Below are 15996 nucleotides of genomic sequence, written 5' to 3'. Positions count from 1 at the left end.
GCTTTCTTATAGGTGATGCTGAAATGCAGCTGATCACGGGCAATTTCTTGTCTGGGATTCTTATAGTATGATTTTTTGCGAAAACTGATTTCAACTTAGCGAAAAATTTCCTAAGCACACTCTCATATTAAGGCACGGAGATGCTCGCGCACCGCGCCTCGGTATGATTGAGGAGTGATTTTTGTGGATCAGGGTTTTCGGTCGGCACCGGCTTCAGCACGCAACGATTTTTGGGTCGGCGTCAAACGAGGTGTTCCCATTGTTGCCGCAGGCGCCCCGTTTGGCTTGTTGTTCGGTGCTGTAGCGCTCGATAACGGTCTGTCGATCAGCGAAGCCGTGTTTATGAGTGCGATGCTCTATGCGGGTGCGAGCCAGATGGTCGGGCTCGATCTTTTCGGCCAGAACATTGCGCCATGGATGATTGTTCTGTCGATCTTTGCGGTTAATTTCCGCCATGTGCTTTATTCTGCGACGGTCGGGCGGCGTATCCGCCATTTCACATTCATGCAGAAAGCGGCAGCTTTTTTTCTACTGGTTGATCCACAATATGCCGAGGTTGAAATCCGCGCCGAGGCGGGGAAGAAGATCAGCTTTGCCTGGTATATGGGCTTGGGCCTCACGATCTATGTCTGCTGGCTGCTTGAAACGCTTATAGGGGCGCTGTTCGGCAATCTGATTTCTGATCCCTATGCGCTCGGCATCGACTTCCTGCTGCCGATCTATTTTCTTGGCATGGTGATGAGTTTCCGCCATCGCGAGCACTGGTGGCCGGTGGTTATCGTCAGCGCTATTTGTGCTGTGGTTGCCTATAAACTTGTCGGCTCGCCGTGGCACGTGACGCTGGGTGCCGTAGGTGGTGTTTCGCTTGCAGCCATCCTCGCAAAGCCGCAAACAGGGGAGGCTTGAAACCATGTCAACGACGATCTGGATCATTCTTGCAGGTGCGGTCTGCACCTATCTCACCCGCGTCGGCGGACACCTGATTTTATCGCGATTTGAGCGTGTGCATTATCGCGTCGAAGCGGCATTGAATGCAGTGCCTGCTGCAGTTTTGACGGCAATCGTTGCAGCACCTGCATCGGATCATGGTTGGCGCGAACTGCTCGTGCTCGTCTTCTGCGTTTTGCTGTCATTGCGCGTTGGCATGATGACGATGTTTTTTACGGGCGCAGCGCTGTTGATCGCGCTACGCCACTTCTTTCCGGCCTAATTTTAAAGAGCAGCCGTTGCCGTCTCTAGCCACTTGGCCTGCGCGCCATCGAGATGACCGATAAGCTTCTCACGCACCCTTGCATGATAGGCGTTCAACCAGTCAAGCTCTTCCTGTGTGAGTAGTGTTTTGTCGATCAGGCGGCGGTCGATGGGGCAGAAGGTGAGCGTTTCAAAGCTCATCATCGGCAGATCACCGCCTGCTGGCACTTCCGCTTCTTTCACGATGATCAGGTTTTCGATGCGGATACCGTAAACGCCCGGCTTGTAGTAGCCCGGTTCGTTGGAAAGGATCATGCCGGGCAGAAGCTCGTGTGCGCCTTTCTTGGAAATGCTCTGTGGGCCTTCATGGACCGAGAGGTAGCTACCGACGCCGTGACCGGTGCCGTGCGCATAATCAAAGCCTTGTTTCCAAAGTGCAATTCGCGCCAGCACGTCGATGTCCTGTCCGCGCGTGCCTTTCGGGAAACGTGCGGTAGTGATCGCAATCATGCCTTTGAGAACAAGCGTGAAAGAACGGATCGTTTCAGGTTTGATAGTGCCGATTGCAACCGTGCGGGTGATGTCGGTTGTGCCGTCGCGATATTGTGCACCAGAATCGATCAGATAAAGCTCACCATCTTCGAGTTTGCGATTGGTATCGGTGTTGACGCGATAATGGATAATTGCGCCGTCTGGGCCTGCTCCGGAAATCGAATCGAAGGAAAGCTCTTCGAGCGGCATCTGGAAATCGCGACCAGCCTTGTCGCGGCTTGCTTCCAGTTGCTGCGCGGCCGCGATTTCATCAACTGTGCCAGGTGTCTTACCGTCAAGCCAGGACAGGAAACTGACCATGGCCACGCCATCACGCTCGTGGGCGGAGCGGGAGCCGTCGAGTTCAGCCTTGTTCTTAATTGCGCGGGGCAGGCGGGCGGGGTCCTTGCCGTGGATCACGCTACCACCAGCGGCTTCAACTGCAAGGCGCAACTTTTCTGCAGCTAATGCCGGATCAAGCAGGATGGTTTCGCCTTGTGCTGCCCGCGCGCTCAGGTGGCCTTCAAGCTTGGACGGTTCGCAAAGTGTGGCGAGCTGCGTGAGATAGGCGCGAGGTTCGATGGCAAGCTTTCGCTCGTCAATGAACAATTCAGGCTCACCTTCTGCCGGGATGATCGCAAAACTCAATGGAAGGGGTGTATTGGAGACGTCTTTTCCGCGAATGTTAAACACCCATGCGACGGATGACGGGTCGGTCAGCACGGTCGCGCTTGCGCCCGTGCTTGCCACGGCCTTCTGCATCTCCTTGATCTTGTCTTCTGCTTCATGGCCAGCAAAGCGGGCAGGCTGAATAGTGACCGGCGCAAGAGGCACTTCCGGCTGATCATCCCAGATGAGATCAACCAGATTTTGGGCGACTGGTACGAGCTTGCCGCCTTGGCTTTCCAGAGCTTCGCGCAATGCTGCCGCTTCCGCAATCGTGTGCAACCACGGATCAAAGCCAATCGTCAGGCCTTTGCCGTTTTCTGCGAGCCAGCTTGCAGGCGGATTGGTGACGAGGCTTTCATAGGAAAATACATTGCCATCAGTCTGATTGCGAACCTGCAATTCATAACGTCCGTCGATGAAAATGTAGGCGAGTTTTTTCAGGATCAGTGCTGCACCTGCCGAGCCCGTAAAGCCTGTGAGCCAGCTAAGGCGCTGGGCGCGTAGCGGTACATATTCGCCCTGATGTTCATCGGCGCGCGGAACGAGAAAGCCATCAAGGCTTTGCTCGGCCAGCTTCGTGCGTAGCAAAGCTACACGCGGCGCACCATTGGCCGGATCGGTGGTTACATCAAAAGTCTGAAAAGCCATGAGCGTAACTCGCAAAAATAAGGAAAGCAGCGTTATTTCAGGTGGCCACTAATTCAGGTGGCCATTATTTGAGGCGGCCATTATTTGAGGTGGATTGTGACCCAGCCTTCGCGATGAAAGGTTTTTTCGTGGGTAAGACCCTGCGCCTGATAGGCTGCAAGCACCATATCATGCTGGCTGACGAGGATGCCCGAAAGGATGATCGAGCCGCTTGGTGCCAGATGTGACTTGAGTGATGGTGCTAGTTCCACCAAAGGATTGGCAAGAATATTGGCGACGATCAGATCAAACGGTGTGTAAGAGCGGAAGATCGGATGGTCAAAGCCTTCTGCCGTCGCTGTGATGACGTGTTCACTCACATCATTGAGAACGGTGTTTTCGGCTGCAACGGTGACTGCAATCGGGTCGATATCTGTAGCGAGAACCGGGATCGGTGCAAGCTTGGCTATAGCGATTGCTAGCACTGCGCTTCCCGTTCCAAGATCAAGCGCATTGGTTGGATGCTCGCGCTCCACCACTTCCTCAATCATTTCAAGGCAGCCGGATGTGGTGCCATGATGGCCAGTACCAAAAGCAAGTCCGGCATCGATCAAAATCGGGATTTCGTTTGGCTGCAGCTTGTCGCGATCATGCGAACCATGCACGAAGAAACGGCCCGCACGAACAGGCTTCAGACCTTCGAGCGAATGTGTAACCCAATCAATGTCTGGCAGCTCTTCAGTTTCAAACTTGCCCGCGCCGACCAGGGCGTCGATACGTGCTGCAAGCTCTTCAGCCCCGTCCTCGGTATAGACGGAAACTTCAGAAATCTGACGGTCTTCATCGATTTCGGTAATCGCGATCGGAAAGCCGTCATCCTCGAACGCGCGTTCGAGGATGTCATAGATTCGTTCTGCTTCCGTCTTGTCCACTGAGAAGAAGAGGCGTGATTGGGGCATGGGTAAAAACTCTCTAAAAGATTCAGAGTAGTTCTTTAACCGTTTGCGCGGCCCTTTGCCAGATTCTTCAACTTTTGCAGTGCTGTATCTGCATTCTCTTGATAAGCGATAGTGCCACGGAAGCGTCCGCCCTTGTCGAGCAGAAACACGGAAGCCGTGTGATCCACGGTATATTCGCCATCTTCAGTCGGAACCTTCTTCGCATAGATGTGGTAAGACTTCACCACTTCAGCGACGCTTTCAGGCGTTCCGGTCACGCCAATGATACGGTCAGACACGTTGCTGACGTATGTTTTCATGATTTCCTGCGTATCGCGTTCCGGATCTACAGAGATGAAATACGCTTTAATATCAGCGGCTTCCGGACCAAGCTGTTTCAGATAGCCGTCCAGCTCGTAAAGCGTGGTTGGGCATACGTCCGGGCAATGTGTGAAGCCGAAGAAAACCAGAGAAGGTGTGGCGCGCAGATCTTTTTCAGTAAAAGGCTGTCCGTCCATCGCGACGAGATTAAACGATCCGCCGAAAGGCTCGTCGGCTGCGTTGCGGTCACGCAGCATATTGAAGCCAGCCGCACCGACAATTACGATGATGAAGGCGAAGATGAAGATGGGCAGGAATTTTTTCATGTCCAGTCAGCCTTGAATTTTGTTTTGCGTTTATCGCACATAAGCGCGCTAATTAGAATTTACATCGATCTGCGACAGGAAAGCGCTTATATGCAAGCACTAACTCGCCGCTGCAAACGATGTTGGAACGATAAACTCAGTCTAGCAGAATACAAAGATTTCAGAAAGTTTTGAAATGACGCAGGGTGAAGACCTCCGTTTCCAGAATAGCGAACCCCGTATTCATTCAACAGCACAGCTTAAAGCTTCGAAACTGGGCCGTTATGCCGACATTGGCGAGCGCGTGATCCTGCGTGAAGTGACGGTTGGCGACTTCACCTATTTTGAACGAAACGGCGAGGGGATTTACGCTGAAATCGGCAAATTTTGCTCGATTGCGGCCAATGTGCGTATCAACGCGCTTGAGCATCCAATGGAACGGCTGACGACCCACAAGGTGAGTTATCGCCCCAACGAGTATTTCCGTTATCTGGGTGTGGATGGTGATTTTCGTGCAAGGCGGCAGGCGAAGCGTGTCACAATCGGAAATGACGTGTGGATCGGCCATGGCGCAGTGATTACTCCGGACGTGACAATTGGTCATGGCGCAGTGATCGGCGCCAATGCTGTGGTGACAAAAGATGTAGCGCCTTATCATGTGGTCGGGGGCGTTCCTGCGCGTATCATCCGTAAGCGCTTTGACGAGAAAATTATCGATAAACTGCTAAAACTTTGCTGGTGGGATTGGCCGGTGGAAAAGCTCTATGAGGCAGTACCGGATATTCAGGCACTTGAAATCGAAGCATTTCTGGAGAAATGGGGCGATTAAGCATGACTCCCAAAAGTCGGAACCATTTTTGGGATAAACTCGTGCTTGAAAACAAAGAATTAAAGCGTGTCGCAATATTATGATCAAACGCGACACGCTTTAAGTGCGGCCGTCTTGCATTGCCTGATTTGCTTCTCCACTTGTCGTGTGGAGATTGTTGGAGATATCGAATGTCCAAATTGAGTAAGCTTGCCGGATTCCTAGTTGCACCGATGTTACTGCTCGGTGCCTCAGCAGCTGTTTCTGCCGAGGAGGTTGGCCAGGTTGGTGTTGACTGGCTTGGTAATGACATTGTGGTAGATGCCGTGCAGGACCCGAAAGTGCAGGGCGTAACCTGTTATCTCGCATCGTTCTCACGCGGGATGATCGACCGATTGCAAAAAGGCAACTGGTTTGAAAATCCTTCGAACGCCTCCATTTCCTGCGAGCAATCCGGCCCGATTACCATTGGCGACATCAAGCTCGGCAAGGGTGGCGAGCGGGTCTTTTCAGAGCGTACGAGCCTGATCTGGAAGAAGCTGGTCATCACGCGCATCTACGATCAGAAAAACAATACGTTGCTGTATCTCGCACACGCTACGCAGGTGCAGGACGGATCGGCCAAGACATCGCTCTCAACCGTTCCGCTTTTCAAGGGTGATGTAACTTGGGAACAAGGAAAGCCGGAGTAGGCCCGGCTGTTCTTATCTTAGGGATTATGCGCGCTGGACGAAGCTGTCGAGAACACGCTTTTGGCCAGCTTTGTCGAAATCGATGGTGAGCTTGTTGCCGTCGATTGTTGCGATTGTTCCATTGCCAAACTTGATGTGGAACACGCGGTCGCCAACGAAATAGTCTGACGGCTTGTCGGCTACCGATTTCGCAACCAGTTCACCGTCAATCGTGCGGCCTTTGACAGAACCACGACCGGCACCAAAGCCGGAATCCGTCTCGCCATATCCGATGCGTTCTACCTTGCTACCGGAACGTGAGCCCCAATTGTTACGCGTCGCTTCCGTGCGGTTCTGTTGCGCGCGCTGCCAGCCGGGCGTTGAATAGGTGTTCTGGAACGGATCGGCCTTGTCGAAGCGCGACTGTCCATAACCGCTATTGCCATAGCCACCGTAGTTGCCTTCCATCTCGGCCACTTCCACATGCGGCTCAGGAAGCTCTTCCAGAAAGCGTGACGGAATGGTCGATTGCCACATGCCATGGATACGACGGTTGGAAACGAACCAGATATGCAGGTTCCTTTTGGCCCGTGTCACGCCCACATAGGCAAGACGGCGTTCTTCTTCCAGGCCTGAACGTCCGCCTTCATCCAGTGCGCGCTGGTGCGGAAACAGTCCTTCTTCCCAACCGGGCAGAAAGACGGTTTCAAATTCCAGACCCTTTGCGGAATGGAGCGTCATGATGTTGACGGCATCCATATCTTCGTTCTTCTCAGCATCCATGACGAGCGCGACATGCTCAAGGAAACCGCGCAGGCTCTCATATTCCTCCATGGAACGGATAAGTTCCTTGAGGTTCTCGAGACGTCCCGGTGCTTCTGCCGATTTGTCGTTCTGCCACATGGCGGTGTAGCCAGACTCATCCAGAATGTTTTCTGCTAGTTCCGTATGCGGGGTATTGTCGATGAGCGACTGCCAGCGGCGGAAATTATCGACCACTTCGCGCAGAGCCGAGCGTGGCTTGGGCTTCAGTTCTTCGGTTTCCACCAGATCGCAGGCGGCAGCAAACATCGAAATGTCACGTGCACGGGCATAGTCATGCACCTGACGGATTGCTGCCTCACCAAGGCCACGTTTCGGCGTGTTGATGATGCGCTCAAGGGCCAGATCGTCTGCGGGTTGGGCCACGACGCGCAAATAAGCCATTGCATCGCGGATTTCGAGGCGTTCATAGAAACGCGGACCACCGATAACCCGGTAATTGAGGCCGAGCGTCACGAAGCGATCTTCAAATTCGCGCATCTGGAACGATGCGCGCACGAGGATCGCCATGTTGTTGAGCAAATGGCCCTGTCGCTGCGCCTGTTCGATCGCTTCGCCAACTGCACGGGCTTCTTCCTCAGAATCCCAAGCGGCGTGGATTTTGACTTTCGGATCGTCGGGATTTGGTGCTTCGGTGAAAAGTGTCTTACCGAGGCGTCCTTCATTGTGCGCGATCAGATGAGCGGCTGTGCCAAGAATATGCGCTGTCGAGCGATAGTTGCGCTCAAGCTTGATAACCACTGCGCCAGGGAAATCCTTATCGAAGCGGAGAATGTTATCCACTTCCGCACCACGCCAGCCATAGATCGACTGATCGTCGTCACCAACGCAGCACAAGTTTACTTTGTTTTCGCTCGCGCCGAGTTCGCTTTGATCACCGGCTCGCACTGGTGCCGTCGTCCTTGATTGCGGTCGCTGAGCAAGCAGGCGAAGCCACATATATTGGGCGGTGTTGGTGTCCTGATATTCGTCCACCAGAATGTAACGGAACTTCGCATGATATTCGCGCAGGATATCCGGATGCGCGCGGAAAATGCGGATTGGATGCAGCAACAGATCACCAAAATCGCAGGCGTTCAGGGTGCGTAAGCGTTCCTGATAGGCATGATAAAGTTCGCGACCTTTTCCGTTGCCGAACGAACGCGCATCGCCTTCCGGAATATCTGCAGGGCCAAAGCCTTTGTTCTTCCATCCATCGATCATGTTGGCGAAAGTGCGAGCCGGCCAGCGCTTATCGTCCAGACCTTCGGCCTGAATAAGCTGCTTGATCAACCGGATCACATCGTCGGTATCGAGAATGGTGAAATCAGAAGTGAGGTTCACCAGTTCCGCATGACGGCGCAAAAGCTTCACACCGATAGAGTGGAACGTGCCGAGCCATGGCATTCCTTCAACGGCGCCACCGACTAAATGGCCGATACGCTCTTTCATCTCGCGCGCAGCCTTGTTGGTAAAGGTCACTGCAAGGATCTGGCTTGGATAGGCAAGGCCAGTCGTCAGAATATGCGCAATGCGTGTGGTGAGCACGCGCGTCTTGCCAGTGCCTGCACCCGCAAGAACCAGAACCGGACCTTCGGTGGTCAGAACGGCCTGGCGCTGTTCAGGGTTTAGCCCCTGCAAATAATCGGGTTCACCGCGTTGCTGGTTGCGCGCTGCCATGGCTCGCGCGGCAATTCCGCCAGCCGTAGGTGTGCGGTCAACCGGTGCTTCATCGCCGAAGAACGGCATATCATCAGGGAAATCGGACATTGCTACCGAATGTAGTGATTCGCCGATGAAAAACCAGCGAAAGCGTTAAACTATTCGAGCTGCGTGACGCGGCGGTCGGTAAAATTGAGGCGGTGTGAAGCCAGAGCTTCGACCAGACCACGCATTTCCGGCTCGCGACTGAGCAGGTCGTCGAGTTCTGTCATCTGGTTCATTGCGATCAGACGAAGGATGTCATCGCGGATCGTACCATCAGCCCGACGCGGTAAATGTGCTACCGGCTGGATGAGTTCGAGTTTGGTGCCTTTGAGGCGCGCGCGCAGGCTCTTTTCGTCCGCATCCAGCGTTTCAACGAATGCATAAAGGCCAACGCCTTTCGCTGGCAGCGAATAAAGCGCCAGCGCCACATCCTTTACGCGCGGATCGGATTTGAGGGTGGCCATGATGGTTGGGCCTTCATTGTCGATCCGGTCGCCTGTGCCTTCACCATCTGACCAATTGAAGATACCGCGGGTGACGAAATTATAAACCTTCTTGCCGGTTGCCAGCCAGATACGCGACGGCAGCGAACGGCGTGCAAGAATGCGCTTCTCGGTCGGCGTCATCAGATCGGCAGCAAAGGCGCGCTTCTGCTTGATGAGATGGCGAAAATCTTCATAGGCCAGCAGGCGATAAAACGCACCACGACGACGATGCACGCTTGCAAGCTGGAAATCAATGACGGCTGCTTCGCCTTCTGGCGTCATAAGCCAGTTTTGCGGCTTCGCAAGGTCATTATGTGTAACGCCAAGGCGCCGCATGTCGCGTAGAATACGGTGTGCTGTACGATACCATTTTGGATCGGATGGACGCGCAAGATGCAGCGGTGTGCCTTCCGTCCACGAACGATAGAGCCCATCGCGGTCGGTATAAAGAAGCTGTGGAACACCTTCGATGCCGCGCACGGTCTTAAGGCCACGGATTTCGCGCCGCGCCAGAACCCATGCAAGCGGCTTCGACCACCATGGTGCAGCGCTGACCACACGACGGATGATACGTGTGTCGGGTTCGCCTGCAAAATAGCCTGCGCGAGTTTCGGAAAATACATCGCGTTTAAAGACGGCGGTTTCCACAAACTCCGGTATGCGGTCACCTTTTGCGGGTACATCAATATTTGGGTTCTGAGCCATAAAGTTCCACTAGCCGCTTGTGTCCCATCAATCAAGTTTGATGACACTGTTCGCCTGTTGCAATCATGTGAATGAGGGCGCAAAAGAACTCACATTGAGCTTAAAGCGCGCTGCGCTTTAAATTTTATTTTCAGCATGTCGTTATGGGAAAACCGGTTCCCACTTTTCCGCGACGTGCTCAGGGGAGAAAATTGATCATGCCGCAGAGTGACGATATCAAGCAGATCATCCGACAGGAGCAGGCGCTGATTTTCACGTCTTTTAATGAAAACGACGCGTTTTCGTTGGGCCAGCGGATACGTGATCTGGCTGTAAAGCAGAAGCTTCCAGTCGCCATTGATATATCGCTCTGGGATCGCCGTTTGTTCTTCGCTGCGACAGCCGGAACCACGGTCGATAACACGGAATGGCTTCGCCGCAAGTTCAACGTGGTGCGTCGCTTTCATGCTTCGAGCTATCGCCTTGTTCTGGAGCAGAACCGCGACGACAAAATGTTTGCCGCACACAAGGCGCTGGATGTAGCGGATTATGCATTGGCGGGCGGAGGCTTCCCAATCCATGTTGCAGGAGCGGGCGTTATCGGAACGGCCATTGTTTCTGGTCTGCCGCAACGCGAAGATCATAACCTTGTCGTGCGGGCCATTGCCGAGCATCTGGGACAGGACCCGGTCGCGCTGGCTTTGACCGCTGTTTGAAAATTGAAATACGGAGAATGAACGATGTCGCTTCAGAATGTGGTTGCCCTTCAGCGAAATGAGGAGGGCATTGCAGCCGCTGTTGCTATCCTGAAACAACGTTTTGGTGAACGCGCCCAGACCGGGCAGGCAATCCGCGAGCAGCATGGCCACACGACGACATATGTGCCGACGCAGGCACCCGACATCGTCATTTTCGCACAGACAACACAAGACGTGCAGGATGTCGTTCACATCTGCGCCGAGCATAAGGTGCCGGTGATCGCATTTGGTGCCGGTTCCTCGCTTGAGGGCCAGGTAAATGCACCTGCCGGTGGCGTGTCGATCGATTTGACTGGGATGAATCGTGTTCTGGCGGTTCATGCAGAAGACCTCGATTGTGTGATAGAGCCGGGCATTACGCGACGCGAGTTGAATGAATATCTGCGCGATACAGGGCTTTTCTTCCCCATTGATCCGGGTGCGAATGCAACGCTTGGCGGCATGGCTTCTACACGCGCTTCCGGTACAAATGCGGTTCGCTATGGCACCATGCGCGAAAACGTAATGGCGCTCAAAGCTGTCATGCCGGATGGTCGCCTGATCGAAACATCGAAGCGCGTGAAGAAGACCGCAGCGGGTTACGATCTCACCAGACTTTTGATTGGCTCGGAAGGTACGCTCGGCATTATCACCGAGCTTACTTTGAAACTGCAGGGCATCCCGCAGGCAGTATCGGGCGGCATCTGTCCATTCCCCGATGTTGAATCGGCCTGCCGTGCAGTGATCGAAACCATTCAGATGGGTATTCCGGTGGCACGCATTGAGCTGGTCAACAAGCTTCAGATGGAAGCGTTGATCCTGCATTCCAAACTGCCTTATGAAGCACAACCCTATTTGTTCGTAGAGTTTCACGGCACGGAAACCGGCGTTGCTGAGCAGGCGGAAATTTTTGGTGAAATTGCTGCCGAAAATGGCGGAGGTGAATTTCGCTGGACCAATGATCCTGAAGAGCGCGACCGGCTATGGCGTGCGCGGCATGATGCCTATCTGGCCTCCTTCCTTCTGCGTCCGGGTGCCAAGGGTGTCTCGACGGATGTTTGCGTACCGATTTCGCGCCTTGCCGATTGCATCGCAGAGACCGAAAAAGACTTGGCTGAAAGCGGACTGATCGCCCCGGTGGTCGGCCATGTCGGCGACGGTAATTTCCATCTTCTTCTGCTACTCGATACGGATGACGCAGCGGAAATGGCGCGGGCGGAAGAGTTCATGGATCGACTGGTCAAGCGCGCTCTGGCTATGGAAGGCACTTGCACGGGCGAGCACGGTATCGGCCAGGGCAAGATGAAATACCTCCCCATGGAGCTTGGCGAGGCGACTGATTACATGCGCATGATCAAGAAATCGCTTGATCCGGACAATATTATGAACCCCGGCAAGATTCTTATTCCGTGAATCAAATCAGCGGTTTGGTGAGCGTTTTTCAGACGTTGATTCAATCAGGTTTTTAATTCGGCTCGGCGTGAGGCACTTTGTCTTGTTATCGCCGGGCCTTGTTATCGCCGGACTGATGTCGTTTTTGCAGAAATATGATTAGACCCGAAAAGCATTTCACACTTTCCGGGCTCATGCTTTATGTTGCGCTGTAACGAGAGCGTGATTCACCGTTTGTTTTCGTGTAATTCTGAAATTCGCACAATACCGGAGTTTTTTCTTGGGCCGCATATTCGTCATCGTCGGAGGGCTTTTGGTGTTGCTTTTGACGGCAGCGCTTGTCGTGCCGCCCTTTGTTGACTGGAGCGGCTACCGTGCCGATTTCGAACGTGAAGCAAGCCGGGTACTTGGCCGTCCGGTGCATGTGACGGGTGATGTGAGTGCGCGTCTACTGCCTTTTCCTTCTGTGGCATTTTCCGATGTCCGCGTAGGTGATGTCGCCCGTCCGGTGATGACGGTTGATACGTTTTCGATGGATGCAGAATTGATGCCGTTTCTGCGCGGCCAGCTCTTGATTTTCGATATGCGCGTTGAGCGCCCGCAGGCCATTGTTTCCCTCGATAAGGACGGTAAGGTGGATTGGGCAATTCGTCCTTCCACGCCAATTGATCCGGCCCATATCAAGGTCGAGCGGCTTTCAATTCTGGACGGCACAGCGACCCTACATGATGAAGCAAGCGGACGTCTTCATACGGCGACATCTATCAATGCGGTGATGTCTGCGAATAGTCTTTCCGGGCCCTGGCAGGCCAATGGTACTTTGGATATTGAAGGGCAGAAGCTCGCGCTTGATCTCAACAGTGGTGAGGCAAAGCCCGATGGTTCGTTGCGACTGCGGGCACGTATTTCTCCCGATGCAATTCCCGCATCCTTTGAAACAGATGGCGATATTACTTTGAAGGAGGGGCGTCTCAACTATGCAGGCAACTTCTCGCTTCGTTCGGCGGATGCCGTTGCACTGAATACCAAAAATCAGAAGACACCAACTGAGAAGCCGTTTTTTAGCGATTTACGGCTGTCGGGCAAGTTCGAGGCGGACAGAAGCCGGTTTGATGCCCGCGAATTCCGTATGGAACAAGGGCCTGCCGATAATCCTTATGTGGTAAACGGCAAGGCATTTATTGATTACGGCGACACGCCGCGTTTTGATATCAGCGCCGATGGACAGCAGATTTTCTGGGGTCCCGTCGAAACCACGGAAGACCAGCAGGCTGTTACACCCGTGCCGCTCGGTGATCGTGTGGCACTTGTCCGCCGTATGCTTGAACAATTACCAATCCCCGGAATGCCCGGCAACGTGGAACTGCGTTTGCCTGCGGTGATTGCCGGTGGCACCACAATTCGCTCCGTGACGATCAGTGCAGGCCCTGACGGCAACGGCTGGAATATCCGCCAGTTTTCCGCTGATCTGCCGGGACGCACGAAGGTTGAAGCAAAGGGCAAGCTTTCTGTTGGTGAGGATTTTGGCTTTGCAGGCGATATGCTTGTGGCTTCGCGCCAGCCATCAGGACTTGCCTCATGGCTCAATGAGACTGTCGATGAATCGATCCGCAAACTTGATAGCGTCGGCTTTTCCGGCAACGTCGATCTGCGTGATGGCATGCAGAGTATTGACGAACTTGAAGTCGGATTGGGGCAAACGTCGCTGAAAGGCAGCTTCCTGCGACAAGTCGCTGGCTCTGCTGAGCCAGCTGTTACGCTTAGGCTTCATGGTGGCGCAGTCGATAGCGATGCGTTGCGGGCCTTTACAGGCTTTTTCTCAAGCGGTCATGGCATGGCTTCTCTTGAAGGGCAGGCGCTTGATATCGGTTTCAAGGTAGGGCCAGTTCAGTACGAGGATATGGAAGCAGGTAGTGTTGATCTTGCCGTGCGCGTGCATGGTGGACGTTTTGATTTTGATCGCCTGATGGTCAACGATGTAGCCGGTACGACTTTAACGGCGACGGGTGCCTATGAGCCGTTTGCGTCTGCGCCGTCAGGTACGCTGGATGCGACTTTGCTGTCTGCAGATCTGTCGCATTTTCTGACGCTGGTCGCGCATCGTCATCCACAAATCCCATTTTTCAGGTCGCTTTCGGCACGTGCGGACAATTATCCGGGCCTGTTTGATGACACCGAAATTAACATTATTGCCAATGCAGTCGCAGCGCCGAATGGTGATGCTGCGCCAGTCGCTTCTGCAAACAACAGTGCTGGCAAGAATGCTGGCACAGACAAGAGTGCGCGGACCAAAGAAGCGAACACAAAGACCCCCGCCAAGGGCGGTGAAGCATCTTTCAGCGTGACCGGCAAAGCGGGCGGGATGAAGCTGGATCTCTCAGGCACCACGAGTGGCGGGAGTTCCGAGAGTGATCCGATGCAGATGCAGCTGAACGGAACTGCAACATCTCAGAACGGAGAAACTGTTCTCGCGCTTCTGGGCCTGCCGTCACTGCCTTTGGGGCTTGCTGGTGAGTTGACGGCGGATTTAACCATGCAGGGTGCGCCGAGCGCAGGTATGCGGACACAACTTAAGCTAACGGCGCCCGATGGAACGGCTGCCGCCGATGGCATCCTCTCGCTAGTTGGAGGCGATATTGCCGCAAGCGGTAAGGCTCAGTTGAAATCTGACGATTTGCAGCCATTTATCGCGACAGCTGGTTATTCTTTGCCGGGATTTGGCGAAGGGCTGTCCGCTGATCTTTCCAGCGATTTCCAGTTTGCAAAAGGCCTTCTTCGCTTTCCGAACTTTTCTGGCAAGCTCGGCGGAGATGATGTTTCTGCGCGCATAGAAGCAAATTTTTCCGATAGCGGTCTGCCACAAATCAAGGGTGAGGCCAAACTGGCTTCTATCGAGCTTGGTAGTCTGGCAGCGATCATGTTGGGGCAGGAGGCTATTGAGCCTGTAAAGGCATCAAAAGTATCGATCTGGCCAAAGACACCATTTTCTGTGCGACCATCCTTGCCGTTGCTCATTGATATGAAGCTTAACGCAGCACAGGCTCATATGGATGGGTTTGGAGTTTTGAGCGATTTTTCTACCCGACTCCAGAAGGGCATGGATGATCTGACGCTTGGCGAGCTGACAGGTAATTGGGCCGGCGGCTATCTGGTTGGCAATGTTTCACTGCGCAACAATGATAAGACTGCGCTTTTGACCTCCGATCTCAAATGGAGCGGCGCTGCGCTTCAGGATTTTTACCGTCTGCCAGACGGTAGCAATCCCTTCTCAGGTACGGTGAAAGCCGCTCTGTCTTTGAATGGTAGCGGTACGAGCGTGGCCGATCTTGTTTCATCTCTCGCAGGATCAGGCAGTGCAGATGTTGAAAACTTTGCGATCAATGGCCTTGATCAAAATGCTTTCGCGGGGATGCTTACAGCGGCTGATGCCATGGGCGATCAACCTGCAGGCGCTTCCCAACTAGATGCAAAGCAGTTTGCGGCGATTGCAGACAAGGCAGTCGGTCAGGGAAGCTTTGCTGCTGGTAACGCACGGTTTGATTTCACTGTCGCCGGTGGCATTGCCCGACTGGCACCGATTAGCTTTAATTCCGGTGACACGGTGCTGGCAGGGGATTTACAGTTGGATCTCTCCACATTGAGTTTGAGCGGTGAAGGCAGCTTCTCTTTCAAGCAGGCTGAAGATACGCAGTCTGGCAGTGCGGCCAATCTCAGGTATTCAATCGGTGGGTTTTATGAGGAACCATCGGTTCAGTTCGATCGTCAGCCGTTGGTCCAGTTCCTAACGCAGCGCGCGCTTGAGCGGGAACAGGAACGCGTCGAGGCCATGCAGGCCAGCATCATGGAGAAGCAGCGCCTGCGTCGTCAGCTTGATCTGCTTTCATCGGATGCGCAGGAGCGTGAACGTTTGAGGCTGGAAGAAGAAGCACGTCGCAAGGCGGAAGCCGAAGCACGCGAACAGGCTGCACGAAACGCTCTCGAGGCACAGCGTCCCGCGGTTGGCGGCAATCCGCCAGCTCAGCTCAACGGGCAGCAGGGTGGACAGTCGTTAAATGAGTTTCTGAAGGATCTGGAGCAATCGCCGACTACGGCGCCAAGTCCACAGCCTTAGAGCGCGTTTCGATCTGAT

12 protein-coding genes are annotated in these 15996 nt (G+C 54.0%); 7 read left to right on the top strand and 5 right to left on the bottom strand.

Annotation, left to right across the window (positions count from 1 at the left end):
* The first annotated feature begins 183 nt into the window (after positions 1-183).
* Positions 184-906: an AzlC family ABC transporter permease gene (locus tag CES85_RS16665; protein WP_095447928.1), complete on the top strand. Its 723-nt coding sequence runs from the start codon at positions 184-186 to the stop codon at positions 904-906.
* Between the two features lie 4 nt (positions 907-910).
* Entirely contained in the window at positions 911-1210 is a 300-nt protein-coding gene (locus CES85_RS16660) for an AzlD family protein (protein WP_095446951.1), read from the top strand.
* A gap of 2 nt (positions 1211-1212) precedes the next feature.
* Here the strand turns inward: CES85_RS16660 and CES85_RS16655 are convergent, their stop codons facing one another.
* From CES85_RS16655 to CES85_RS16645, 3 genes are all read right to left on the bottom strand, one after another.
* Positions 1213-3039, bottom strand: coding sequence for an aminopeptidase P family protein (locus tag CES85_RS16655; RefSeq protein WP_095446950.1), 1827 nt, complete (start codon positions 3037-3039; stop codon positions 1213-1215).
* An 80-nt stretch (positions 3040-3119) separates the two neighbouring features.
* Entirely contained in the window at positions 3120-3977 is an 858-nt protein-coding gene (locus CES85_RS16650; protein ID WP_095446949.1) for a 50S ribosomal protein L11 methyltransferase, read from the bottom strand.
* Positions 3978-4012: 35 nt separating this feature from the next.
* Entirely contained in the window at positions 4013-4603 is a 591-nt protein-coding gene (locus CES85_RS16645) for an SCO family protein (RefSeq protein WP_095446948.1), read from the bottom strand.
* 175 nt (positions 4604-4778) lie between these two features.
* On the opposite strand from CES85_RS16645, the gene CES85_RS16640 reads away from it, so the two are divergent.
* Together CES85_RS16640 and CES85_RS16635 are read left to right on the top strand one after the other, a co-directional pair.
* Positions 4779-5411 carry a DapH/DapD/GlmU-related protein gene (locus CES85_RS16640; RefSeq protein WP_095446947.1) on the top strand — a complete coding sequence of 211 codons (633 nt, stop codon included), beginning with the start codon at positions 4779-4781 and terminating at the stop codon, positions 5409-5411.
* Positions 5412-5581: 170 nt separating this feature from the next.
* A complete protein-coding gene (locus CES85_RS16635; RefSeq protein ID WP_095446946.1) occupies positions 5582-6082 on the top strand; it encodes a CreA family protein in 501 nt (166 codons plus the stop codon).
* A gap of 24 nt (positions 6083-6106) precedes the next feature.
* On the opposite strand, the gene CES85_RS16630 is transcribed toward CES85_RS16635, so the two are convergent.
* Together CES85_RS16630 and CES85_RS16625 are read right to left on the bottom strand one after the other, a co-directional pair.
* Positions 6107-8632, bottom strand: a complete 2526-nt coding sequence (locus CES85_RS16630) for an ATP-dependent helicase (protein ID WP_095446945.1) — start codon at positions 8630-8632, stop codon at positions 6107-6109.
* 50 nt (positions 8633-8682) lie between these two features.
* Positions 8683-9759, bottom strand: a complete 1077-nt coding sequence (locus CES85_RS16625) for a serine/threonine protein kinase (protein ID WP_095446944.1) — start codon at positions 9757-9759, stop codon at positions 8683-8685.
* A gap of 197 nt (positions 9760-9956) precedes the next feature.
* Here CES85_RS16625 and CES85_RS16620 point away from each other — a divergent pair, with 197 nt between their 5' ends.
* From CES85_RS16620 to CES85_RS16610, 3 genes are all read left to right on the top strand, one after another.
* Positions 9957-10454: a heme-degrading domain-containing protein gene (locus CES85_RS16620; protein WP_095446943.1), complete on the top strand. Its 498-nt coding sequence runs from the start codon at positions 9957-9959 to the stop codon at positions 10452-10454.
* Positions 10455-10478: 24 nt separating this feature from the next.
* Positions 10479-11888 (top strand): FAD-binding oxidoreductase, encoded by a 1410-nt coding sequence (locus CES85_RS16615; RefSeq protein ID WP_095446942.1) that lies wholly within the window; start codon positions 10479-10481, stop codon positions 11886-11888.
* Positions 11889-12147: 259 nt separating this feature from the next.
* Entirely contained in the window at positions 12148-15978 is a 3831-nt protein-coding gene (locus CES85_RS16610) for an AsmA family protein (RefSeq protein ID WP_095446941.1), read from the top strand.
* The last annotated feature ends 18 nt before the right edge of the window (positions 15979-15996 follow it).

Origin of the sequence: Ochrobactrum quorumnocens, assembly GCF_002278035.1 — a bacterium.
GTDB classification, from domain to species: Bacteria; Pseudomonadota; Alphaproteobacteria; order Rhizobiales; family Rhizobiaceae; genus Brucella; species Brucella quorumnocens.
Note: the sequence above shows the minus strand (reverse complement) of the source record. Positions and strands in the feature narration are given on the sequence as shown.

Coding starts and splice junctions, on each gene's coding strand:
- CES85_RS16660 (WP_095446951.1), top strand. CDS start 911: ATGTCAACGACGATCTGGATCATTCTTGCAGGTGCGGTCTGCACCTAT.
- CES85_RS16655 (WP_095446950.1), bottom strand. CDS start 3,039: ATGGCTTTTCAGACTTTTGATGTAACCACCGATCCGGCCAATGGTGCG.
- CES85_RS16650 (WP_095446949.1), bottom strand. CDS start 3,977: ATGCCCCAATCACGCCTCTTCTTCTCAGTGGACAAGACGGAAGCAGAA.
- CES85_RS16645 (WP_095446948.1), bottom strand. CDS start 4,603: ATGAAAAAATTCCTGCCCATCTTCATCTTCGCCTTCATCATCGTAATT.
- CES85_RS16640 (WP_095446947.1), top strand. CDS start 4,779: ATGACGCAGGGTGAAGACCTCCGTTTCCAGAATAGCGAACCCCGTATT.
- CES85_RS16635 (WP_095446946.1), top strand. CDS start 5,582: ATGTCCAAATTGAGTAAGCTTGCCGGATTCCTAGTTGCACCGATGTTA.
- CES85_RS16630 (WP_095446945.1), bottom strand. CDS start 8,632: ATGTCCGATTTCCCTGATGATATGCCGTTCTTCGGCGATGAAGCACCG.
- CES85_RS16625 (WP_095446944.1), bottom strand. CDS start 9,759: ATGGCTCAGAACCCAAATATTGATGTACCCGCAAAAGGTGACCGCATA.
- CES85_RS16620 (WP_095446943.1), top strand. CDS start 9,957: ATGCCGCAGAGTGACGATATCAAGCAGATCATCCGACAGGAGCAGGCG.
- CES85_RS16615 (WP_095446942.1), top strand. CDS start 10,479: ATGTCGCTTCAGAATGTGGTTGCCCTTCAGCGAAATGAGGAGGGCATT.